Source organism: Pediococcus pentosaceus, assembly GCF_001437285.1.
GTDB lineage: Bacteria > Bacillota > Bacilli > Lactobacillales > Lactobacillaceae > Pediococcus > Pediococcus pentosaceus.
This window is the reverse complement of the sequence record NZ_JQBF01000003.1, coordinates 121,819-144,980: the sequence shown is the minus strand read 5'-3', so window position 1 is coordinate 144,980 and position 23,162 is coordinate 121,819. Positions and strand designations below refer to the sequence as shown.

Annotated in this window: 22 protein-coding genes; 10 read left to right on the top strand and 12 right to left on the bottom strand. The window is 35.5% G+C overall.

Features of this window, described 5'->3' with window-relative positions:
* Positions 1-28: 28 nt before the first annotated feature.
* Complete coding sequence (locus IV86_RS04205; RefSeq protein WP_056979376.1) at positions 29-1,885, bottom strand: hypothetical protein; 1,857 nt, start codon at positions 1,883-1,885, stop codon at positions 29-31.
* 277 nt (positions 1,886-2,162) lie between these two features.
* Here IV86_RS04205 and IV86_RS04200 point away from each other — a divergent pair, with 277 nt between their 5' ends.
* Positions 2,163-5,015, top strand: coding sequence for a DEAD/DEAH box helicase (locus IV86_RS04200; RefSeq protein WP_002833371.1), 2,853 nt, complete (start codon positions 2,163-2,165; stop codon positions 5,013-5,015).
* Between the two features lie 55 nt (positions 5,016-5,070).
* Positions 5,071-6,207, top strand: a complete 1,137-nt coding sequence (locus tag IV86_RS04195) for a DUF4767 domain-containing protein (protein WP_051662256.1) — start codon at positions 5,071-5,073, stop codon at positions 6,205-6,207.
* Between the two features lie 71 nt (positions 6,208-6,278).
* Here IV86_RS04195 and IV86_RS04190 read toward each other — a convergent pair whose 3' ends face one another.
* A complete protein-coding gene (locus tag IV86_RS04190) occupies positions 6,279-6,761 on the bottom strand; it encodes a Dps family protein (protein WP_002833369.1) in 483 nt (160 codons plus the stop codon).
* Positions 6,762-7,030: 269 nt separating this feature from the next.
* On the bottom strand, positions 7,031-7,297 hold the full coding sequence (locus IV86_RS04185) for a helix-turn-helix domain-containing protein (RefSeq protein ID WP_002833368.1): 267 nt from the start codon (positions 7,295-7,297) through the stop codon (positions 7,031-7,033).
* A 157-nt stretch (positions 7,298-7,454) separates the two neighbouring features.
* Here IV86_RS04185 and IV86_RS04180 point away from each other — a divergent pair, with 157 nt between their 5' ends.
* Positions 7,455-7,661 carry a helix-turn-helix domain-containing protein gene (locus IV86_RS04180; protein ID WP_002833367.1) on the top strand — a complete coding sequence of 69 codons (207 nt, stop codon included), beginning with the start codon at positions 7,455-7,457 and terminating at the stop codon, positions 7,659-7,661.
* A 790-nt stretch (positions 7,662-8,451) separates the two neighbouring features.
* On the opposite strand, the gene IV86_RS04175 is transcribed toward IV86_RS04180, so the two are convergent.
* A complete protein-coding gene (locus IV86_RS04175; RefSeq protein WP_029258097.1) occupies positions 8,452-8,697 on the bottom strand; it encodes a helix-turn-helix domain-containing protein in 246 nt (81 codons plus the stop codon).
* Positions 8,698-8,873: 176 nt separating this feature from the next.
* Between IV86_RS04175 and IV86_RS04170 the strand changes: the two genes are divergently transcribed.
* The 7 genes from IV86_RS04170 (at position 8,874) to IV86_RS04140 (ending at position 17,271) form a co-directional block, all read left to right on the top strand.
* On the top strand, positions 8,874-9,083 hold the full coding sequence (locus IV86_RS04170) for a helix-turn-helix domain-containing protein (protein ID WP_002833365.1): 210 nt from the start codon (positions 8,874-8,876) through the stop codon (positions 9,081-9,083).
* Between the two features lie 12 nt (positions 9,084-9,095).
* Positions 9,096-10,634 carry an SEC10/PgrA surface exclusion domain-containing protein gene (locus IV86_RS08835; protein ID WP_056979375.1) on the top strand — a complete coding sequence of 513 codons (1,539 nt, stop codon included), beginning with the start codon at positions 9,096-9,098 and terminating at the stop codon, positions 10,632-10,634.
* 350 nt (positions 10,635-10,984) lie between these two features.
* The gene (locus IV86_RS08830) at positions 10,985-11,737 is read left to right on the top strand and encodes an LPXTG cell wall anchor domain-containing protein (protein WP_056979374.1); all 753 of its coding nucleotides are present in this window, start codon (positions 10,985-10,987) and stop codon (positions 11,735-11,737) included.
* Positions 11,738-11,902: 165 nt separating this feature from the next.
* Positions 11,903-12,439 carry a hypothetical protein gene (locus tag IV86_RS04155; RefSeq protein WP_002833363.1) on the top strand — a complete coding sequence of 179 codons (537 nt, stop codon included), beginning with the start codon at positions 11,903-11,905 and terminating at the stop codon, positions 12,437-12,439.
* Positions 12,440-12,456: 17 nt separating this feature from the next.
* Positions 12,457-13,341, top strand: a complete 885-nt coding sequence (locus tag IV86_RS04150) for a hypothetical protein (protein ID WP_056979373.1) — start codon at positions 12,457-12,459, stop codon at positions 13,339-13,341.
* Between the two features lie 20 nt (positions 13,342-13,361).
* Positions 13,362-14,528 (top strand): hypothetical protein, encoded by a 1,167-nt coding sequence (locus IV86_RS04145; protein WP_036673011.1) that lies wholly within the window; start codon positions 13,362-13,364, stop codon positions 14,526-14,528.
* 295 nt (positions 14,529-14,823) lie between these two features.
* A complete protein-coding gene (locus IV86_RS04140) occupies positions 14,824-17,271 on the top strand; it encodes an SEC10/PgrA surface exclusion domain-containing protein (protein WP_056979372.1) in 2,448 nt (815 codons plus the stop codon).
* 121 nt (positions 17,272-17,392) lie between these two features.
* On the opposite strand, the gene rpsI is transcribed toward IV86_RS04140, so the two are convergent.
* The 8 genes from rpsI to IV86_RS04100 form a co-directional block, all read right to left on the bottom strand.
* Positions 17,393-17,785: a 30S ribosomal protein S9 gene (rpsI, locus tag IV86_RS04135; RefSeq protein WP_002833359.1), complete on the bottom strand. Its 393-nt coding sequence runs from the start codon at positions 17,783-17,785 to the stop codon at positions 17,393-17,395.
* Between the two features lie 14 nt (positions 17,786-17,799).
* Complete coding sequence (rplM, locus tag IV86_RS04130) at positions 17,800-18,243, bottom strand: 50S ribosomal protein L13 (protein ID WP_002833358.1); 444 nt, start codon at positions 18,241-18,243, stop codon at positions 17,800-17,802.
* A gap of 125 nt (positions 18,244-18,368) precedes the next feature.
* Positions 18,369-19,115 (bottom strand): tRNA pseudouridine(38-40) synthase TruA, encoded by a 747-nt coding sequence (gene truA, locus IV86_RS04125; RefSeq protein WP_029258101.1) that lies wholly within the window; start codon positions 19,113-19,115, stop codon positions 18,369-18,371.
* A gap of 2 nt (positions 19,116-19,117) precedes the next feature.
* Positions 19,118-19,918 (bottom strand): energy-coupling factor transporter transmembrane component T family protein, encoded by an 801-nt coding sequence (locus tag IV86_RS04120; RefSeq protein WP_056979371.1) that lies wholly within the window; start codon positions 19,916-19,918, stop codon positions 19,118-19,120.
* A complete protein-coding gene (locus tag IV86_RS04115) occupies positions 19,911-20,780 on the bottom strand; it encodes an energy-coupling factor ABC transporter ATP-binding protein (protein ID WP_002833355.1) in 870 nt (289 codons plus the stop codon). The genes IV86_RS04120 and IV86_RS04115 overlap by 8 nt, the downstream gene beginning before the upstream one ends.
* A complete protein-coding gene (locus IV86_RS04110; RefSeq protein ID WP_002833354.1) occupies positions 20,756-21,598 on the bottom strand; it encodes an energy-coupling factor transporter ATPase in 843 nt (280 codons plus the stop codon). The genes IV86_RS04115 and IV86_RS04110 overlap by 25 nt, the downstream gene beginning before the upstream one ends.
* 184 nt (positions 21,599-21,782) lie before the next feature.
* A complete protein-coding gene (rplQ, locus tag IV86_RS04105) occupies positions 21,783-22,166 on the bottom strand; it encodes a 50S ribosomal protein L17 (protein WP_002833353.1) in 384 nt (127 codons plus the stop codon).
* Between the two features lie 21 nt (positions 22,167-22,187).
* Entirely contained in the window at positions 22,188-23,132 is a 945-nt protein-coding gene (locus IV86_RS04100) for a DNA-directed RNA polymerase subunit alpha (protein ID WP_002833352.1), read from the bottom strand.
* Between the last annotated feature and the right edge of the window lie 30 nt (positions 23,133-23,162).

The window sequence follows — 23,162 nt, the reverse complement described above, 5'->3', positions numbered from 1 at the left end:
TGTTATTATTGCTACGTACCAAGTTTTTTTAATTTTTAATTTGATTAACTTTTTGTAAACCTTTTGGGGTAACTTTATATAAGCCTACCTTATAATCTTCGTGATATGTTTTTCTCAACATTGTTGTGAAAGTTCGGTGCCATTCCGGTAATGCCACATATTGGTATCTTTGAACAACTTTTTTAAAGTCTGAATTGGACAACATAAAGTTTTCGCGTCCATCTACTTTATCAGAGAAGAAATAGTATTTACCAACATATCCAGCATAGTAGTCATTAACGTCAGCTGTGTGCGGATCAACTACCAATACTTTAGTATGATTGTATTTCATATCTTGTTTGGCAATATGATTAAGTTCTACCGGTAACTCTTCTTTTCCAATTGTGCTCCGATACTTAATCCCGTTAATTTCTGAGAACATCAGAATGGTTGAAAATAAAGCTAAAACTAAGGCAGATAATTGGTAAGTATTTTTTGTAATAATATTTTTGAAACTTCGTATTCCACGTTTACTTACATCAGGCTCATACATCGCTCGGTCCATCGCTACGACGAGTGCCATCGTGGCTAACAACATGTTTAAAATTACCATACTAGATAAATAACGTTCAGAACCCTCTAAATTAATTGCTTCTGAATAAGGCATTGATACAATATACATCGCAAAGACACTGAGATAGTATGCAACAAAACTAGCATCTAAAGCTAGTAGGACTTTGAGTAAATTATTAGGTTTCTTGAGATACAAGCGAATAACAACCCACGCGATTATCAGCGTTAAATTAACCAGTAAAAAACCCCTAGTTGATAGTGAATCCAAACTGAAAATTTGATGTAAAAACTTATTACCAATCTTCATTATTACTTTTGAACTTTCACTAGCTAATTGATTTTTATATGCAGATGTACTAATTTGATGCTTAGAAACGGTGCTAAAAGTGGCATGGACATGCTGATTCCACCAGAAAAATGATAGGTAACTCCCCACCATCGTAAGGGCTGTTAGACCCAAACTTTTTCCAAAGCGCTTAAACCACTTAATTTCTTTAGAGTTCTTCATTAACAAATATAATAAGTAAAAACCAATCATAACCACATACATGGTTCCAGAATTTTTAATTAAAAATAACTCTGAACCGAACAAAAAGGCTGTAACACATTGCAACCGTGGTTGATGTCGATACACATAGACACCGGCAATGCCAGCTGCTGCAACTACCGGAAGGATAAAATCAACTAATAGATTGTTCATCCGAATGGCAATGTTGAACACATTAATGAGTGAAATGGTGAGACATAAAATAAAAGCATTGGTTGACCTTGTATAATCTCTTAATACCGCAAAAACAGCATAAAGTCCCGCCCAAATTAGTAAAAATTGTCCTACTAACATCGCACCACTACTGAATCCAACCCAAGTTACAAATTGAGTGATAAATAAAGCCGTTGCCGGAGGATATGAAGTAAACGAAATAATTGCATCTGAAGCAATTGGTAAGTGTCCTTGTAACAATAAATATTTAACAATTAAAGCCCAGTGGGAATAATTATCATAGTGAAGCAAAGGACTGCTATATAAAGTCGTTCCTAGTGAAAGTCCAATCACAATCATCCACAAATCAAAATAATGAAAACCTTCAAATGGTATTTTTTGAATCTTGAAGATCGCCATTACCATACGTACCAAGAATAAAATACAGCCCAAAATAACAACCGCGCGAAGCCCAAACCTTAACCAGTTTAACATCGCCATTATGTATAGAAGAAGGGTTTGGATTATCATTGAAGTAATCCATGCCATGTATTTATTAACCCCTACCATTCTAATTGACCCAGCATAACCTAGCTGAGCAATTATAAAAATGATCAATCCGATTAACGCCAAAAAGATCCACCCACCATTTCCATTCTATTTAACTTATCTCTTATAAAGACACTTAGATTATTCTACATCTTTAACTACAACGTGTCCTAAATTCTTTATTTTTGTTATGTAACTGTAAAGACTATAAAGACGGATTAAAAGTTTTAACCGGCTAATTTTTATTGGGTTAAAGGATTAAGTATCTTTTTTTAACAGTTTCCCTACTTTGATATGCTTTTAAAGAATTATTGTTATAATTGTAAAAAACAGAACAAATGTTCCAATTAGGAGTTTATCTATGAATTTAAATACCAATTTTTCAAATTCAATTTTGTCAGCATTATTAGATAAAAATATCGCTACTAAAACTGAATTCACGCCACAACTAATTGCTAATGCTCCGCACGAAAAATTAAAGCATCACCTGGAGCAAGAATTGCGAACCTGTACGAGTTTTACTTTTGCTGTAGCATTTATTTCTAATGCAGTATTAACCGATTTAAAGGTAACCTTTGCTGATTTAGCCCGTCATCACGTTTCTGGAAGAATTATAACTTCAACTTATTTAAATTTTAATCAACCTAAAATTTTTGCGGAACTCCTAAAAATTCCCAATGTCGAAGTACGGATCGCCGACGCTGATAGTGACTTTCATGCCAAAGGATACATTTTTAATAAGTCTGACTATCAAACATTTTTAATCGGTAGCTCAAATTTGACCAGTAATGCCCTAATTCAAAACTATGAATGGAATCTCAAATTATCTTCAAAAACTGAAGGACGTTTAGCTGAACAAATCAATCAAGAAGTTGAGAAACAATGGCAAAAAGCCCAACCATTAAATCAAAAATGGATTGATCAGTATGCCAAATTTTATTCAGAAAATGTGTCTCTATCCAGCCCCACTACTCCATTCCAATTGGAAAATAAATCACCTTTAACGCCTAACCAAATGCAACAAGCAGCACTTAAAGCTTTGATTAATTTACGTTCAGAAGGTCAGAAGCGCGGATTAATTATCTCTGCTACCGGTACTGGTAAAACATACTTAGCAGCCTTTGATGTGCGTAATTATCGGCCTCGTAAATTTTTATTCGTGGTTCATCGGGAACAAATTCTCCGCAAAGCCTTGCTTAGTTTTAAAAATGTCCTAGGCGGACCAGCGGATAACTACGGTATCCTCGCTGGTGGAACTAAAGAAATTGACCGAAAATACGTTTTTGCTACGATTCAAACCCTTTCTAGACCAGACATTTTAAATGAACTTAAGGCTAATACTTTTGACTATATTTTAATTGATGAAGCTCACAAAGCTGGTGCAGCTTCCTACCAGAAAATAATCAATCACTTCAAGCCTGAATTTCTGTTAGGGATGACTGCCACACCTGAGCGAACAGATGATTTTAATATATACGAACTTTTTGATTATCACATTGCTTATGAAATCCGGCTTCAGGACGCCATTGAAGAAAAAATGTTGAGTGAATTTCATTACATTGGAATTACTGACTATGAGTATGAGGGACAAGTCATCACAGATAATACGCCTCTGAAACACTTAGTTTCTAGGGAGCGCATGGATTATGTAGAACAACAAATTGATTACTACGGACATGATGGCGATCAGGTTTATGGTCTAATTTTTTGTAGTAGAACTGAAGAAGCCCACGAAGTAGCCCAAATTATGACGCAAAAAGGGCATCCAACCGTTGCACTAACTGGTGAGGACTCTGTGGATAATCGTGAAGCAACTATCAAAAAGTTTGAGAACGGCGAAATAGAATACCTTGTTACTGTTGATATTTTTAATGAAGGTATTGATATACCTAAAATTAATCAAGTTATTATGCTTAGGAATACAGAATCTAGCATTATCTTTATTCAGCAACTAGGTCGTGGCTTGCGTAAAAGTGAAGGTAAGGACTTTGTCACCATTATTGACTTCATTGGAAATTACCAGAATAATTATATGATTCCTATTGCCCTTACTGGTGATCAAACGTTAAACAAAAATAGCCTTCGTAACAAAATATCTATTAATCAAACGGTCGGACTTTCTTCTATTAATTTTAGTGAAATTGCGCGAGAACAAATCTATAATTCCATCAATAATAGTAATTTGACCCTCCTCACGAAGTTACGTGCTTCATACATCGACTTGAAAAACAAACTTGGTCGAGTTCCTTTACTGGTTGATTTTCAAAAGCACGGCTCTACCAATGCTCAAATTTTTGTGGATAAATATGAGAATTATCATCAATTTTTGTTTAAAATGCATGACCAGCAGGCGTTAACTACGCTCGAGGATAGCTTTCTGCGCTTAATTTCGCGAGAATTTTTAAACGGCATGCGTGTTCATGAATTAATTTTATTACAGGATTTATTTACTAATAATGGTAAATATTCCAAAAATGATTTAATCACCGAACTAAGTCAAATGGGCACTTATACTGATGTGGCAACTATTACCTCATTGGAAAAGCATCTAGACTTAACTTATTATCAGCCTAATGACAGCAAAAAATATGGCAATACTGCCATGATAACTTTGGTTGAAAATACTTACCATTTGAATGAATCGATTTGGAATTCATATCAAAATAACTCCTACTTTAAAAAACTAGTCGACGACGTAATTACAACTGGATTAATTAATAGTAAGAACTATGATTTGAATACCAAATTTACACTCTATCAAAAATACACACGTCGCCAAGTCAACAGCTTGTTAGGCTGGCCTACAGACCAATCTTCCGCAATTTACGGTTATAAAGAAAAAATGGGATTTTGTCCTATGTTTGTTACTTACCAGAAACGAGCGGACATCCCTGATGAGTTAAACCATAACAACATTTTCTATAATTCTTCTTTACTAAGTTGGTATACTAAAAGCCCTCGTCGTCTTGACTCTAATGAAGTAGTTCGGCTACTAGAAGGTAACCAAAATAACACGATTGATTTACTACTTTTTGTTAAAAAAAGTGACGATGAAGGCTCTGATTTTTATTATTTAGGACAAGTTGATTTCGATTCAGATTCAGTAGAACAACAATATCGCACCGTTAAAGGTAAAGAAAAACCCATTGTTAAAGCTAATTTGAAGCTTCGAACTGCAGTCAAATATGATTTATACTTAGATTTAATCAATTAACGTTTTGGAGTACAATGTTAGTAGCATTAATTAAATCTTTTTGGAGGAAATCAGTTTGAAAAATGCACATAATAAAATTACTTTAACGTTACTTTTAGGGCTTTGTACCTTACTTCTGGGCGCTTGTGGGCAAAATACTACCAATACCACTAGTAGTAATACTAAAATAACAGACAACTCTTCGAACGCAAAAAAGCACTCTACTGCTAAAAGTTTTTATTCAAAAAATTCTAGCAATCAAAGTTCGAGTGTCTGGAATGATACCAAGGATGATAAATTAGCTTCCTTCATGGTTACTTGGGGACAAACTATGAAACAAAGCTATACTCAATGTACTCCAGATAGAAATACAACATATACTGGTTTACATTATCCCAACGATTTTTCCGACAATAAAACTGCTTTTAGCAACCATAAGCTGTCTGCTGGCTGGTCGCCAGACGGTTCAAATAAATATAAAGTAAATGTTGTAGCAATTTATGAAGATACTAATGGTGGTTCAACCATTGGCGGGCGAATTTATCTATTTACCATTCAGGATCATACTCCTATTGTCTATTACACTGAACAAAATCAAGGAACTCCCGATGGATTAGTTCATTTTGAACCTACTCAAAATACAGATTTAAGTAACGAATTTAAAAATATTGTTAATAGCAAAAAAACGGCTACTCCAAAATCTGCAACCACTAAGTCATCTAATAAATCAGGTTCATCAGATACAAATGATCAAAAATTTGTATTTCCTTCACGAATGCAAGGAACTTGGTATACGTACACTGATGAGGATAAAATTCAAACCGTTTCTTTCGATGGCAACCTTTGGAAAAGTATGGGGAAAACTGACAAAGCTTTCGAGGCTTCAAAACATCCCTCAGAAATTACTTACGATGCTAATGATACTAGTAAGGATAACTGGGTTGTTGCGACGTTTATGGAAAGTAATGATGGTATCTTTAAAGGAGACGAAAATCCCTCTAGGATAGTAAACATCCGAGGCTGGTACCAAGGCAGTGGAGATGGAACTTATTACTATAACACTACTCAAACTGTGGACGGTAAAAAAATTGAAGTACTGACGGAAGCCGGTGGTGCAATGATAGCCACTACTGCTCATTATTATAAATCTCCAGCGCTTGCTAAAGAATATGCATCAAATGATTACTACGCTGATCATCATGGAGATGATTAAAATATCAATTCAATCTAAAAGGCTTAGCTGTTTTTCAACGGCTAAGCCTTTTCAATTATTTATAAAAAATTCTATTTATCTAAAGGACCTTGGTTAAGATATGCACTAACCATCCAAATCCATTTATCAACTTCTGCCCTAAATCCGTTTAACATATCTTGAGTGGAGAAGTCACGTTCTTCATCCGATACTTCCATACCAATCCGATACTGACTGGCAAGATACTTAAATTGATCATTAAGGCGTTGCATTAGCTCTGGTAATGAATATTGATTCCAAGTTATCTTTTCGTCGGGTAATCCGGTATGATCAATAAATTCATGCGTTGTAGCATATGGTGAACCACCCAGAGCAATTAAACGTTCAGCAATTTCATCAAGTTGTTCACCTAATTCTTCGTTATATTCATCCATTTGAGGATGTAATCTAAAGAATTCTGATCCACGCATATACCAATGAGTTTGCTGAATATTAGTTTCTAATTGACTAATATCTGCAATTAATTGATTGAGTTGTTCCATTGTTTTAGGAAATTGTGCTTTATGTTCTGACATTTTACATACCCCTTTCAAACTTATAACTTATCATCTACGCCTACAGTGTAAATGAAACTGTTTTCTATTTCAAAGAATATGAATTTTATTCTAAAAGCTTTTAAACATTAGCAATCTTCTTTGTATTTCTTTCAGTTAGACTTAGTAAAATTATTCCATTAGTCGCCATTATTCTCAAAAAGAGTTTTTTAGTTATATAAAAGTCAGTTAATCGATAGCATGTATTTAAAACCTATGCTATAGTGCTCTTGTAGCACTATGCTGATAATTTATTTTTTATTACTATTTTTTATCTTTATGATTTTTTCAACTTCTTTCCGAGCAAGTTCATTTAAATCAATATCTAAATAAACCGATAGTGCAAACATTGCTTTTATTGACATTCGTCTTGGCAATGGAGTCAACTCATCCTCATAACGAGATAACATACTAGTTGATATATCAATTCCATATTCGTCATGGATTTTGCGAATTAATTCAATTTGGCTCATTTTACGTTCTTCACGAGCCTTTCTTAAAACCGAGCTAAAAATCAAGGACGGAATCCTCCTTTATATTCGAATGTTTCAATTTCAGTACATACATTTTAATTAAAGCATAACAAATATTGAAAAGGATACCCTCAAGTATTATAATCCCATGTTAGGAATCTCTATAAGGAGTATTTAAAAGTATAATAGGATGGTGAAATATATGAATGACGATGCTCAAGCTTCGCAAGGAGTATTAAAACACCTAAAAGCTAAGCAAATAAAACAAGAAGACGCGGCAAATTACCTCGGTATCAGTCGCACGACCTTAAATCGAAAATTAAATGGTTCAAGTGAGTTTAAAATTTCTGAAATCAAATTAATTCATAAACAATACAATGTTCCTTTGAGTTTATTTTTCGAAGAATAGTAGATCTTTAAAAAAGTTTGTCATAGATTAATCTCTAGTATAATCCTATATCAATACCCCTTAAAAAATATAAAAATACAATTGCAGTGATACTGTCCGAAGTTATTGAAAAGTAAGTACCCCAGCTTACTTCCCCATCTCGAATTAACGTATATACTTCTTTTATCACTGCAATTAATAACCCCCACGGATCGATGTGCAGCGGTTCGTGGGGGTTTTATTGTACTAAAAATTAAACAAATTTGCATTATAATTACAAAACCCATAATGTCAGTCATATCTTGTGAACTCTAATTGTAATTTTACTAGATAACAGCAGGCTAAACTTAGCTATGTTTCACTTAAAATTGCACTTAATGAGCAAGTAACTGTTTCAGAATGGCAATGGAATTTGTACTATTTTCATACGACATATCTTAAGATTGACCTCTATATCACAACAGAGATCAATCCTTTTTACTACAATCTAAAATCAGTAACCACTAGATTTTAGAATTAACTAATAACAAATGATTTGATATTTTTTAGAATCACGTCTTAAACAAAAAACACTCTCCCAAAGGAAAGTGTTTTAAACGAAAATATAAATATTAACGTTTTGAGAATCACCTGACGCTATTCAAGCAATCTGTGTCTGTTAAAAATACCTTTGCTTCGGTATTTAGATAATTAGAAAGGGGATGAAGAGCTATTTGTATCTAATAAAGTAGATTAAATTGGAGTCAAGCGTCGCCACTTGACAGATACAAAGCTACTCAAATTTTTTTCATATTAAATAAGCTAATTCATCCTACTTTTTAATAGCTTTAATTTCATCTTTTGCAATCTTGTTCAAATCGAGATCCAAATACACTGCTAAGGCAAATATCGCCTTGATTGAAATTCTACGTGGCATCTCTGCTGTTTCGTCTTCATACCGTGACAACATACTCGTAGATATATCAACACCTAACTCGTCGTGAATTTTACGAATTAAATCGATTTGAGTAAGCTTTTTCTCTTGGCGTGCATTTTTTAACATCAGACTAAATAACAAAATAAGTTCTCCATTTCTTTTTTGATACAAACGTACTTTAAAAGATACATTTGTATCCATTAAACCACTAATGTATTTTAAAAGGAAAATGTTCTATTGATAAGTAATCGAATCAGGGTTACAATTCCTTACAGGGAATCTCTACACGGGATAAGGTTGAAAAAGAAGGTGATTTTTTGGATATTGATAAACAATCTTCTCTCGAAGTATTAGGTTATTTAAAAACTAAACAAATTAAGCAAGAACAGGTCGCTAAATTCCTTGGCATTGGCCGGACTACATTAAATCGAAAATTGAATGGTCAAAGCGATTTTAGAATTTCTGAAGTAAAAGCGATGCATAAACAATTTAATATTCCCATCGAGTTATTTTTTAAAGAAAATTAGGAGGAAATTTTAGTGGAAAGCAGAACAAATAAAGTTCATTTTAAAACGTTTAAAGCCGGTAAATTTTGGCTCGTATCTGGAATTACATTAGCCGCACTAGGAGGAAGTTTTACAATTTCAGGTGTTGGCGTTCATGCCGATGAAATTAATGGTCAACCAGTATCCGCTGCTAAAGACACAACGCCAACTACTGACGTCTCAACTAATAAAGTTGCTGAAGCGACACCCGCTCAACAACAAGCCATCGACGACGCTCAAAAAGACGTTGATCAAGACAATAGAGATATCGCTAAAAATCAAGATGATACTGCTAAAGAACAAGCCAACAACGATGATTTAAACAACCAGACGGCTAACAAACGAGATGATGTTAACAAAGCTCAAGATGCATCTGATAAAGCTAATAATCAAGTTAATAAAGATCAAGATGCTGTAGACGATGCTACGCCAGATGGCTACGATGACGTCCAAAATGCTAAAGATCAAGCAGAAACTGATAAGAACAAAGCCCAATCAGACGCTGATAAAGCTCAAGCTCAACAAGCTGCTGCTGATAAAGCTGCTAAAGAAGCGGCCGACAAAGCAGCTAAAGCTCAAGCTGATAAAGATGCGGCTGCTAAGGCCAAAGCGGATGCACAAGCTAAAGCTGATGCCGCTAAGAACAAGGCTGATAATACGCCAAAGACATCTAACGTGCATCATGACCCTACCCCAGCTAAACCGGGCAGTCAGCTTGATCCAACTAACATTGATAGTGAAGCCGATTTACCTACTGAACTGGTAGAACCTAGTGGCTTAACTGATGAAGAAAAGAACCAAGAATACTATGCCTCTACAGATCCTTGGTATAAATATACCGGTGCCAACGATACTTCAGCCGTGATTAAAGCCGGTACGCAATTGACTGCTCAACAACAAAAAGAGTTAGCTCAATACGCCCTCACTTTAATCAACAGCCTACGTAAACAACATGGATTAAAGCCAATTCTGATGTCTGATACAGTCCAAGAACTTGGTAATGCTGTGGTAAACTTACGTGTTAAAAATGGCACTGAAGCTGGTGTGCATACAGACACTGGTTCAGCTGAATTAGATGATGCCATTAGTAAAGTGGCCGGTGGTAATCAATACGATGTAATCAACGGTGGTGAAAACCTATATGGTAGCATCCTAGAAAATAGTGATACGACCTTACTCCAATTAAAAGTTCAACTTCTTCAATTCCTCACTGGTATGTCCTTTGCGGACGGTCATTGGGGATGGGGACATCGTGATAACTTCTTAAGTCACACTTATGGAAGTCAAGATGAAGCTGATCAAGTCTACATGAGTTTTAATCTTCAACACTACCTAGACGGTGGCGACACTGGTTTAAACACCATAACTTACCTATTCGACTTCTGGGTTGCTAAGACTGGTACTGACGGTACAGCCGAAAAAGCTTTAAGCAATGGTGCTTATAGTGAATACGTCAACCATGGTTACGATTCTGTGGAAACTAACCCAGCTTATACCCAAGCGGTTAACTTAACGATTATAACCAAGCTTTAGCTCAAGTTGCTAGTGCTAATAAGGCTTACACACAAGCTAATTACAATGCTAATAGCACTGCTAGTGCTTCCAAGCTTGCCCAACAAACTTTAGCTAATGCTAAGGCTCAACTTAAAACGGCCCAAGCTAACTTAGCTAATGCTAAGACCAAATTAGCTAATGCCGAAAAAGCCCTCGCTGATGCTACTGCCCAATACGGCGACCAATTAAATGCTTATAACGCTGCTAAAGCAACGCTTGAAGCTGATCAGGCTAAAGCAGCCCAATTAGCTAAAGACCTTGCTAACGCTAAGCAAGCACTTGCTGATAATCAATCTGCGATCGCTACTTCTGATGCTAAGATCAAGAGTTTGAAAGACCAATTAGCTCAATTGCAAGCTAAGCTAGCTAAGGACGAAAAGACTTTAGCCGACGCTAAGGCTGCTGCCGAAAATAATGGTTCAGACACTGACAATAATGGTGATGACTCAAATACTGACCCAGACAACAATAACTCTGGCTCAGATGACAACCATAATAACGGTTCTGATACTGACAACAACTCTGGTTCTGACAATAATGGATCAGACAATAACAATTCTGGCTCTGATAACAACGGTGGCAATTCAAACACCGATCCAGATAACAATAATTCCGGATCAAACGATAACCATAATAACGGTTCTGATACTGATAATAATGAATCGGATAATAATAATTCTGGTTCTAATACTGATAACAATAGTGATAATTCGAACACCAATCAAGATACCAACCACTCTCGCTCCGATAATGGTGGATCAAATGTCAACAATAGCGGTTCAGATACTAATAGCAACGATTCAGATCATAGTTTTAGTACCAATTCTGAGTTAACTACAAATGGTATTGATGATTCCGATATTCGAGATAATGATGCTACTACAAATAACTTATCTTTCGTAAATTCACGAAATAGTAGCACAATAACACCTGCTCAAGTAGCGGCAAAGACGATTAATCAAAAACAACTGCCACAAACGGGTGATCAAACTTCAAATCAAGAAATATCATTACTTGGTATGATCGGTTTAGCATTATCTAGCTTAGGCCTTATTTCAATTTCAAAGCGTAAGCATAACTAATTTAAACCTATGATTATCTAATCATGTAATATCCCTCTAGACCGGTAGTTTAGAGGGATTTAATTTGACAACAGATAGTAAATATAACAAATGCAACTAAATCATAAATTGATAAATTTCATCATTATAGGTACCAATTCACCCTATTTCAAGGAGAAGAAAAACATGGAAAAATTAAACTCAGAATTTATTAAAAAATACAAGAAAATAATAATTGGAGCCATTATTGTTTTACTCGGGATAATTTTTTACACATATCATCAACATAATCAAGTTAGTCAGGTTATTAAAAATCATACATATAAAGTAATGGTTACTGGGCCCGATAAATCTGGAGATACAGTCAAACAGTGTGGCGTCTTAATTTTTGCTGATAACACCTATAAAGAAGGGAGTGACCTAGATGAAGATTTCTCTGATCTCTCCGATTTAATTGATAGTGCTCGTGAAAATGATTCTTCATCATACACTGCTGCTAAAAATAGCATCACATTGAGTTCCGGATATTCTGATGATACTCCAAGTCATGGCGATATAGCTCATCTTAAAAACCTTAAAAGCTCAAAAGGCGGAAAAATTATTACTGGAGATATTACTTATAAATACGAGGACGATAGCGCAGTAGACGAAAACGCATATGAGTACAACAACATCACTACGAAAACTGCTCATGCAACAATTCAACTTGAACAGATAAAATAACTAAGGAGCTTAATCTCATGTTTAAAAAAATTTCACTTTTACTAGTAACTGGGCTGAGTATTCTTCTTCTAGCATCTTGTAAATCAACTGTTAATGGGAACACTGCGAACGATTTATCTAGCAGTGCTAAAACTTCAAAGTCACATACTTCTGAAAGTACCTCACCTTCTAGTTCATCATCTTCAAGTAGTAGCGAGGAAGAGTCCTCTCAAGATCAAAGTACAACCACTAGTCCCCTTACTTTTGATGAGGGTATGCAAATTTTGCAGCAGAGCGTATATAAGGATTATATAAATGATAGTCCGCAACTTGTTAGCAATGATAATCATAAACTAGTTATCTCAGCTTATGCTGATGCGAAAGGTATCAATTACTTTACTCTAACTCTATTCGGATCAAATCAAGTTAAAATTCATGCTGAATTCGGTACTTTAGATGGCGGTAAATTTACTAATCTTCATGATGTCGATGCACCTGAATATCAGACTGTTACTCGTCCAAATGCTACAGCATCAACATCGTCTAATGATAATGATTCTTCTAGTACGATCCAAAGCGTCCCTGCTAAATTCATTGGGAAATGGAAGAAAACTGATTCTTTTAAAACTGAATCCGATGGTAAAAAATACGAATACGCAAAATTATTTCATGCTACGTCTAACTCCATCCTACTTGGAGAAACTTACACGGATTGCTACAAATACACTGTTTCTTCTTGTAAATCACTTGGACCTAATGATTACGCAGTAGAAACTAAAGTTCCTATCACCAACGAGTCTCAAACCATTTATCTCCATTATTATTCAAAAGATAAAATTGGAGAAAAATTTAACTCATCAGATGATTTTACGATTTTCGATAGTAGAGCACCAGTTCTCAACTACGACGCGTCTGAATGGTAAAAAACAAAACGGAGGAACACATGGAACAACTTACAGCATTTCTAAAAAAATATAAAAAATGGGTCATTACAATTGCAATTCTAATTGTTGCTGGTTTTGGTGCCAAAACTACGTACGAGTATCATCAAAACAATATCATTTCACAAATGGACGTTAAATTTTCTGGTTACAATGGTGAAGGTACAGCCGAAATCAAGAAAAAAGATAAATTTTTAAATGATACTGCTTTACGTATCTTCAAATTGAACGGTGTCAGGACCGATATCGCAAAAAAAATTATTAGCAGTCCATCTAATTTTAATTATGGTAGTCTTTCAACTTCTGACCAACAAAAGATTACGCAATCCTTTTCTGAATTAAATTCATTAAAAGTTAAACTTAGTAAATCTGAACATCTAAAAAATGGAGATAAAATTGACGTTTATGTTAAAAATAATGACCCAGAACATTTACCATTTAGAGATGGTAAAAAGATTGTAACCGTTAAAGGACTTAAGAAAGCTAAGACAGTTTCTACTCAAAAAATATTTGATAAGTTAAAAATCAAAGCTGTCGGTACTGATGGTAAAGGTTCACTTTCAATTACAGGTAAAAACATAACTACGAGTTCTGTATTCGACGGTATAGAGATTGCAGTTAAAAATAATGGCTCTTTAAGCAACGGAGATAGCGTAAAAATCAAATTACCATCTTCTGTATTTAAAGATCCTAATGGTAAAAAAGTTTACGCTGGTTCACATACTCTTAACTACAAAGTCACTGGTTTAGTAGATAAGTCTATCTCTAATGTGAGCGACGTTGAATCAGCCGTTTCTGATATGATCGATGATTACAATGACGGCAACGACGATTACACTCCTAATTTTGTCAGTTTGTATCTAACACATGACGAAGATTACTACATCGGAGGTGAGGACGACACTTCTAGCGAGCATGTTACTATTGATGATGAAGATGACGTTAAAGACGATAACACATTCACGATCACCGCTATTTACAATATGAAGAGTAATGATGCAGATCTTGATGATGAAACAGTCGAAGCAATCATTCATGATATTAAGTTAAAAAACAACAAGTTAAACATCGACAGTATCGACCTTTCTAAATCTGGTGAAGTTACAAGTGTTGATAACACTAGGACTATTGAACATAACTTAGCTTCCGATGGCTTAAAATTAAAATAAATTCTAATGTTGCAGTAATACTGTTCGAGGTGAGAAAGTAAGCCCCCCAACTTACTTTTCAAAATTAATTTAATTACTTCTATTATTACTGCAATCAATAACCCTTAATTGCTGTTGTGCAGTGGCAATTAAGGGCTTTTTTGTGTCAAAAATCAAACATATTTACATTTATATTGCATATCAAACTTTTTACAGTGTAATAATTTCTTGCGTGATATAATCTTATATAAGGAATCTTTAAAAGGAATTATTACATATTTACTTTATTACTTAAACTTTTTGGAGGATATAAAAATTGCGTAAAGACTATCACGATCAAAAGAACCATTACAAAATGTATAAGGCTGGTAAAAATTGGCTATTCGCAGGAATCGGAGTAATTACACTTGCTTCTACCGTAGCTATGACTACTCCTAATGCCCATGCTGCCGAGTTGAACAATGATACTAATCTATCATCTACTCAAAAAGATGAACAAAAAGTAACCAGCGCTACTCCTGCTCAACAAGCTGCTATTGATGATGCTCAGAAGGATGTCGATCAAGACAACGCCGACATCACACAAAATCAAAAGAATACAACTGATGAACAAGCTAATCACGATATATTAACCGATCAAACAGCTGGAAAACAATCCGATGTAGACCAAGCTCAAGCTGATGCTGATAAAGCTAATGATCAAGTTGATAAAGATAAGAGTGCCGTCGATGACGCTGTCCCTACTGACTATCAAGATAAAGAAGATGCTGAACAACAGGCTCAAAATAACACTGATAAAGCCCAAGATGCTGTCAATCAAACTACTACTGATAAGAATCAAGCTCAAAAGGATGTCGATAATGCATCTAACAAAGCTGACCAAGCGAAAACTGCTAAAGATGACGCTGCTAAAAATAAGACCGATGCTCAAGATCAAGCTGATGCAGCTAAGAATAAAGTTGATAATACGAACAAGACAACTAAAGTTCATCATGACGCTACACCAGTTAAACCAGGTACATATGATAAGGGTAATGTTATAGACAGCGAAGCAAGTCTACCTGATACTTTATTAGATCCTAAAGATGGTCATACTGACGATGTTGCTTACTACGGTTCTTCATGGTATGTATATGATTCAAAAAATGATAAATCTAAGAAAATCGATATAAATAATTTGACTCAGAATCAAATCAATGAATTAGGTCAATATGCCTTAGGATTAATTAATAGTCTTCGTAAACAATATGGCCTTTCACCAATGATTATGAGTGATAATACTCAAAAGATGGCAGCCGGTGATATTGCAATCCGTAATAAAAACGGTATTACTGATGATCATAGTCTGATTGGAAATAATATTTCTCAAGCCGATTGGAATAAGTACACATTTGATTCAATTGCTGGAAACCATGATGGAACTAAATTTGCGGCTCAAAACCTGGGATTCTTTTTCGGAGCTGAAGATACTATGTTAGCGGCTAAAGTATCTGTTTTACAAATGTTAACGGCTATGGCTTTTGATGATGGACCAGGTAACTATCATCGCCAAGCCATTTTAATGAACCCGAATAGTGTTGATGGTCATAATATATATAGTGACGAAGAAGATGTAACTTATTACTTCGGATATGGACATCAATCTTCCGGCAATGAAAGTATCTTTGATTTTTGGAAAGAAAACAACTCTAATGTATGGAATGGTGGTATTGCTGTTTCCACGGGCTCAGATGGTCATAGTTCATTTGCTTCTGAATTAATGAAGCATCAAAAAACCGGTTATACGAACAATGGTACTGATACTATTGAAACCAACCCTGCTTACACAAACGCTGTCAATGATTACAACCAAGCTTTAGCCCAATTAACTAGTGCTAATAAAGCTTATAACCAAGCTAATGATGCTTACAACAATGCAACAAACAATTTGAACGATGCTAAGACTAACTTAGCTAACGCAACTACAAAACTTGAAACAGCTAAATCTAATCTAAATGATGCCAAGACTAAATTAGCAGACGCAAAACAGGCTTTAGCTGATGTTACAACCCAATATGCTGATCAATTAGCTGCTTATAACCAAGCCAAAGCTACTTTGAAGAATGACCAAGCTAAGGCTAAACAATTAAACCAAGATTTAGCTAACGCTAAGAAGGCTCTTGCTGATAACCAATCATCAATCGCTACATCTGAAGCCAAAATTGCACAATTGCAAGATCAATTAAAAGACTTACAAGCTAAATTAGCTAAAGATGAAAAGAACTTAGCAGATGCTAAAGCGGCTGCAGAAAACAATGATAATTCTGATGATACTAATACTGGTGATGCTGATATCGACAACAATGATTCTGACGATACTAATACTAGTGACGATGATACAAATACTAACAACAGTGAAGATACATCAGACACCAACAATAATTCTGATAGCAACAATCACTCTGATGATGTTGTTCCTAGTCAATCTGATACAAAGGATTTAAATAACACAGTCGATATCACAGAAAATACTCAAAATAATAATGTTGAAAATACAGCAGTAGCCAATAATACTAAGAGTTCCCCTGTTACTCAAAACGTAGTCTACAAGACTAATAATCAGACTGTAACTCCGGCACAAGTTGCTGCAAGTACGTTCAATCAAAGCCAACTACCTCAAACAGGTGAAAACCAACAAAACGGTAAAATGTCTATTATCGGACTTATTGGCTTAGCCCTTTCCAGTCTAGGATTAGCCAAACTATTTGGACGTAAACACGTCTAATACTTTCTATAATAAAAGGATCCCTTAAATTAAATTTAAGGGGTCTTTTTTTGTACTACCATTTTAAGACCACAAAAAAACACTCTCCCAAAGGAAAGTGTTTTGAACGAAAATATAAATATTAACGTTTTGAGAATTGAGCTGCCTTACGAGCTTTCTTAAGACCGTATTTCTTACGTTCCTTCATACGAGGGTCACGTGTAAGAAGACCAGCTTTCTTCAAAGGTGCACGGAAATCAGGATCAACATCCAAAAGTGCACGAGCGATACCATGACGGATAGCTCCAGATTGTCCTGAGAATCCACCACCATTAACGTTAGCAATAACGTCATAGTTACCGTTTGTTTCAGTTACACCAAATGGTTGTACAACTACTTGACGTAAGTTTGCAAATGGAATGTATTCTTCGATTGGACGATCATTTACTGTGATTTTACCGGTTCCCGGTACAAGACGTACACGAGCAACGGAGTTTTTACGACGGCCAGTGCCGCGATATTGTGCTTCAGCCAAAATTCAATTCCTCCTTAAATTAAGTTCGTGATGTCAAGCTTTTCTGGATTTTGAGCTTGTTGGTTATGTTCTGAACCTGCATAAACATGCAACTTCAAAGCTTGCTTACGACCAAGAGTGTTGTGTGGAAGCATACCCTTAATTGATGTTTCAATCAAACGTTCAGGTGTCTTTTCACGCATTTCACCAGCAGTCTTAGACTTAATACCACCTGGATGTAATGTATGGTGATAGTAAATCTTACCAGTAGCCTTACGACCAGTTAATTTAATTTTTTCAGCATTGATAACGATAACGAAGTCACCTGTATCCACATTAGGAGTGAATGTTGGTTTGTTCTTACCACGCAAAATAGATGCAACTACTGTTGAAAGACGTCCCAAAGGAATGTCTGTAGCATCAACGATGTACCATTTACGTTCTACTTCACCTGGTTTAGCCAAATATGTTGTACGCACTTGAATTTCCTCCAATTTCTGTTTTGTTTAACTCAACTTTAATAAGTTTCCGGGGCTTATTTTGTGGAGGTAAACAATACCAACTTCCATTATATTAACAGTCCCTATTAAAGTCAATCAAAAATCTAATAATCTACTTCTTTTAAATATAGCCCGCTAGCAGGTGCTGTTCCCCGGGCCTGATTTCGGTCCTTAACTTCAAAGAGACGTGGTATATCATCTGCTGGACGACGTTTACTACCTATTTCAACTAAAACTGCCACCATAATTCGAACCATGTTGTACAAGAAGCCATTGCCGTAAAATTCAAACACGATTTCATTTTGTTTTTTATCTTCCCGTACTTTAGCTTTATAAATGGTTCGAACATGATCTTTTACAGTACTCCCTGATGCAACAAAACTTGAAAAATCATGAGTACCTTCTAAATCTTTAATCGCTTTTTGGATTAACCCAATATTAATGGGGAACTTCCAGTGACCTGTATAATTTCTTTTAAACGGGTCTACGAATTGTCCCAAAGCCATTCGATACTGATACTTTTTACCATGTGTGGTAAAACGCGCATGAAATGTTTCATCGACTATTTCAACCTTTTTTACTTGCATATCTAATGGTAATTGACTATTTAATGCATGTAGCATGCTTCGTTCTGTCATTTCAATGGATAAATCAAAATGAACCACTTGTCCCAAAGCATGTACTCCAGCATCTGTACGTCCTGATCCATAAACTGAAATTTCCGGGGTTGGGTTTTTAGCTATTTTATTAACTATTCTTTTTAAGACCCCTTCCACAGTTCGCTGATTAGGTTGCATTTGAAAACCTGCAAAATTAGTCCCGTCATAGGCTAATATTATTTTATATCGCATTACTAACTCCAATTTCTGAGTACCATAATCAATGCTACAGAAGCCATCATGAATATCGTACCTATTATGTCATTTTTTGTATAATTTAAAACTCGATACTTACTGCGGCCTTCGCCACCCTGGTAGCCACGAGATTCCATCGCTGTAGCTAATTCTTCAGCCCGATTAAACGCACTTTCAAAAAGAGGAATCAATATTGAAACTAACTTTTTTAATCTGGCCATAATTGATCCCGAACTAAAGTTAGCTCCTCTTGAGCGTTGAGCATTCAAGATTTTTTCTGTCTCGTCTATTAATGTTGGAACAAATCTTAATGCAATTGATAGCATTAACGCCATTTCATAAACAGGAAAATGAATCTTTTTAAGTGGCATAAAAAGTGACTCGATTGCTCCTGATATCTCTAGTGGTGATGTTGATAAAGTTAATACCGTTGATACCAGAATAATCAGGACAAATCGGATTGCAATGTAAACAGCATTTAACAGACCATCACTCGTGATAGATAATATTCCCCAATGCCAATAGACGTGCCCTCCGACGCCGAAGAAGACCTGAATCACAACGGTTAATAGAATTACTCCAATTAATGGTTTAACGCCGTCCCAGAAGAATTTAGGGGCTATTCCTGATGAAGCAATGATAGTCAAAGCAATTATAAAACTAACCACATATGCTGACCATGAATTAGCCATAAAAACAGCCACAATATAGATCAAACTCAAAATCAATTTAGCGCGCGGATCCATTCGATGTACAAATGAGGTGCCGGGGACATAACGACCAAATAGAATTTTATTCATGACTTGGCCTCCTATCTTTGACATTAACAATCTGATGTACTAGACCACTAATATCAAGTGGCATTTTATCAAATTTAACTCCCCTATCAGCTAACTTAATGGCAAAATTTGCTGCTTTAGGTAATCCTAGTTGATGTTTTATTAGCCACTTAGTGTCTCGAAAAACTTCAACCGGAGCACCATTCTTAACAATCTGTCCTCCATCCATCACAATGACATTATCTGCATAATTTGCCACATCATCCATTTGATGGGTTACTAATAGAATGGTAAGTTGCTCTTTATGATGTAATTCATTAAAAAGTTCCATCATTTCAAATCTTCCTTGAGGGTCTAATCCAGCGGTCGGTTCATCTAAAATAAGGATTTTAGGATTAGTTGCCAACACACCTGCAATTGCTACTCTTCGCATTTGTCCACCAGAAAGTTCAAACGGTGACTTCTGCCAAAATTCTTCTGGTAGCTTAACTTTTTGTAATGCATCTTTGGCTCGATTCGTAGCTTCTGTATCTGATACTCCAAAGTTCAATGGCCCAAACTTAACATCATCAACTACCGTTTCAGCAAAAAGTTGGCTTTCAGGAAATTGAAAAACAATCCCTACATGTTGGCGTAAGGAAACTAATTGTTTATTTTTAGTATTAGCATTAATTATTTGTCCATCGACATTGACCAAGCCCTTGGTTGGTCGTAAGAGTCCATTAACATGTTGAATCAGCGTCGACTTGCCACTTCCCGTATGACCAATAATAGCAGTATATGATCCATCAGGAATCGTTAAATTAATGTTTCTTAAAGATAGATTTTCAAACGGAGTATGCGCTTGGTAAACAAAATCTACGCTTTCAAAAGCAATTGACATAGCCATTCCTCCAAATCATTTTCGTCCATTCGTAATTCTACTGGAGGATGAATTCCTTGTTCGACTAAGGCATCAAATAAATGTGCATTAAATGGTTTTTCTAAACCGGTTAACTTTAACATTTCATCATCATTAAATACTTTTTTAGGAGCACCAGATTCGACGATTTTACCATCATTTAAGACAATGACATGATCTGATAGCATAGCCTCACTTACATCGTGCGTTATAGAAATGACCGTAATATCATTTTCCTGGTGAATTTCATTAATTAAATTAATTATTTCATAGCGTCCTTGAGGATCAAGCATGCTTGTAGCTTCATCTAAGATAATGATTTCAGGTTTTGAAGCTAACACCCCAGCGATAGCTACTCGTTGCTTTTGTCCACCAGATAATTGGTCAGGTTGTCTCTCTTTAAAATCTTCCATTCGAACTTTTTTTAAGACATTATTGACAATCTTATGCATCTTGTCAGTTTCAATGCCTAAATTTTCTAAGCCAAATGCGACATCATCTTCGACCGTTGCTCCAACAAATTGATTGTCAGGATTTTGGAAAATCATACCAATTTTCTTACGAATGTCCCAAACTGTATCATCGGATAAAATAATTCCATCTACATTAATTACACCCTCGTTATATGACATCAATCCATCAATTGAACGTGCTAAGGTACTCTTCCCACTCCCATTATGCCCAACAATTGAAGTCCAACTGCCCTTTTCAATAGAGAGCGAAACATTATCAAGTGCTTTTTTGTCACCACTATTTGCATATTTGTATGTAAGATTTTTTACGTCAATAATGTTATTCAAAGTCTCTTATCTCCCTAAACAATATGGACTTAATTCTATCATTCTATACAAAAAAAATCACTGAAGATAATGATAGCAAGTTAAAAACTCGCCGTGGGCTAGACTAGGATTTCTCCAACATCGTAACACCCTACCATTATCTTAAGTGATAGATTTTGTTATTATTAAAATCGTTTTAAATTAATTAATCAACTAATTCTAAAACAACCATTGGGGCACCGTCTCCACGGCGTGGCATCGTCTTGTAGATACGAGTATATCCACCTTTACGATCAGCATAACGTGGAGCTAAATCAGCAAACAATTTTTGAAGTGCTGAAGAAACTTTTACGTCCTCACCATCTTCAGTAACATCAGCAACAACATTACGAACGAATGCTGCAGCTTGACGACGTGCATGCAAGTCGCCACGTTTACCCAATGTGATCATTTTTTCAGTAGTAGAACGAACTTCCTTAGCGCGTGCTTCAGTAGTAACGATCTTTTCGTTAACAATTAATTCTGTTGTGAGATCGCGAAGCAACGCTTTACGTTGGGAGCTTGTACGACCTAATTTACGATAACTCATCTATGGGAACCCTCCTTATGATTAGTCTTCTGAACGGAAACCTAAGCCCAATAAACTAAGTTTCTCTTGGATTTCAACCAATGACTTACGTCCAAGATTACGAACTTTCATCATTTGAGCATCAGTGCGGTCAGTTAATTCTTGAACACTGTTAATACCTGCTCGTTTTAAGCAATTGTATGAACGGACCGAAAGATCTAATTCTTCAATTGTCATTTCAAGCATTTTTTCCTTGTGAGTTTCTTCTTTTTCAACCATAATTTCAGTCTCTTTAGCCTGATCATTAAGGTTAACAAAGATTGCAAGGTGTTCTGTTAAAATTTTAGCAGATAAACTTGTTGCCTCACTAGGAGTGATAGAACCATCAGTCCAAATATCGAGCGTAAGTTTATCATAGTCGTCTCGTTGACCAACACGAGTATTTTCAACTTGATAATTAACACGTTCAATTGGGGTATAAATAGAATCGATTGGTAATACACCGATTGGCATATCAACCTTTCGAGCCTTGTTTTCGTCCGCAGATGTATATCCACGGCCAGTGTCAGCAGTGAGTACTGCATGGAATGTAGTACCTTCAGCTACAGTACAGATTGGTAACTCAGGATTAAGAATCACTACGTCACCGTCTCCCATAATATCGCCAGCAGTTACATTAGCAGGTCCCGCAACATTGATTTCTAATGTTTTATCTTCATCAGATTCAATCTTCAACGAAACCTTCTTAAGATTCAAAATAATTTGTGTTACGTCTTCTACAACACCTTCAATGGTTGAGAATTCATGTAAGACACTATCAATTTGAACGCTAGTAATAGCTGCTCCTGGCAATGATGATAATAGGATACGACGAAGTGAATTACCAAGCGTTGTACCATATCCCCGTTCTAAGGGTTCAATAACAAATCGGCCATAATTGTCATTTTCGTCAATTTTATGAATTTTTGGCTTCTCAAATTCGATCATTCTAATTTTTACCCCTTTCAAAACGCAGTC

Excerpts from the sequence above, each read along its gene's own strand:
- IV86_RS04200 (WP_002833371.1), top strand. The coding sequence starts at position 2,163 with ATGAATTTAAATACCAATTTTTCAAATTCAATTTTGTCAGCATTATTA.
- IV86_RS04100 (WP_002833352.1), bottom strand. The coding sequence starts at position 23,132 with ATGATCGAATTTGAGAAGCCAAAAATTCATAAAATTGACGAAAATGAC.
- IV86_RS04180 (WP_002833367.1), top strand. The coding sequence starts at position 7,455 with ATGAATGACGATGCTCAAGCTTCGCAAGGAGTATTAAAACACCTAAAA.
- IV86_RS04115 (WP_002833355.1), bottom strand. The coding sequence starts at position 20,780 with ATGTCAATTGCTTTTGAAAGCGTAGATTTTGTTTACCAAGCGCATACT.
- IV86_RS04120 (WP_056979371.1), bottom strand. The coding sequence starts at position 19,918 with ATGAATAAAATTCTATTTGGTCGTTATGTCCCCGGCACCTCATTTGTA.
- IV86_RS04145 (WP_036673011.1), top strand. The coding sequence starts at position 13,362 with ATGGAACAACTTACAGCATTTCTAAAAAAATATAAAAAATGGGTCATT.
- IV86_RS04150 (WP_056979373.1), top strand. The coding sequence starts at position 12,457 with ATGTTTAAAAAAATTTCACTTTTACTAGTAACTGGGCTGAGTATTCTT.
- rplQ (WP_002833353.1), bottom strand. The coding sequence starts at position 22,166 with ATGAGTTATCGTAAATTAGGTCGTACAAGCTCCCAACGTAAAGCGTTG.
- IV86_RS04155 (WP_002833363.1), top strand. The coding sequence starts at position 11,903 with ATGGAAAAATTAAACTCAGAATTTATTAAAAAATACAAGAAAATAATA.
- truA (WP_029258101.1), bottom strand. The coding sequence starts at position 19,115 with ATGCGATATAAAATAATATTAGCCTATGACGGGACTAATTTTGCAGGT.
- IV86_RS04190 (WP_002833369.1), bottom strand. The coding sequence starts at position 6,761 with ATGTCAGAACATAAAGCACAATTTCCTAAAACAATGGAACAACTCAAT.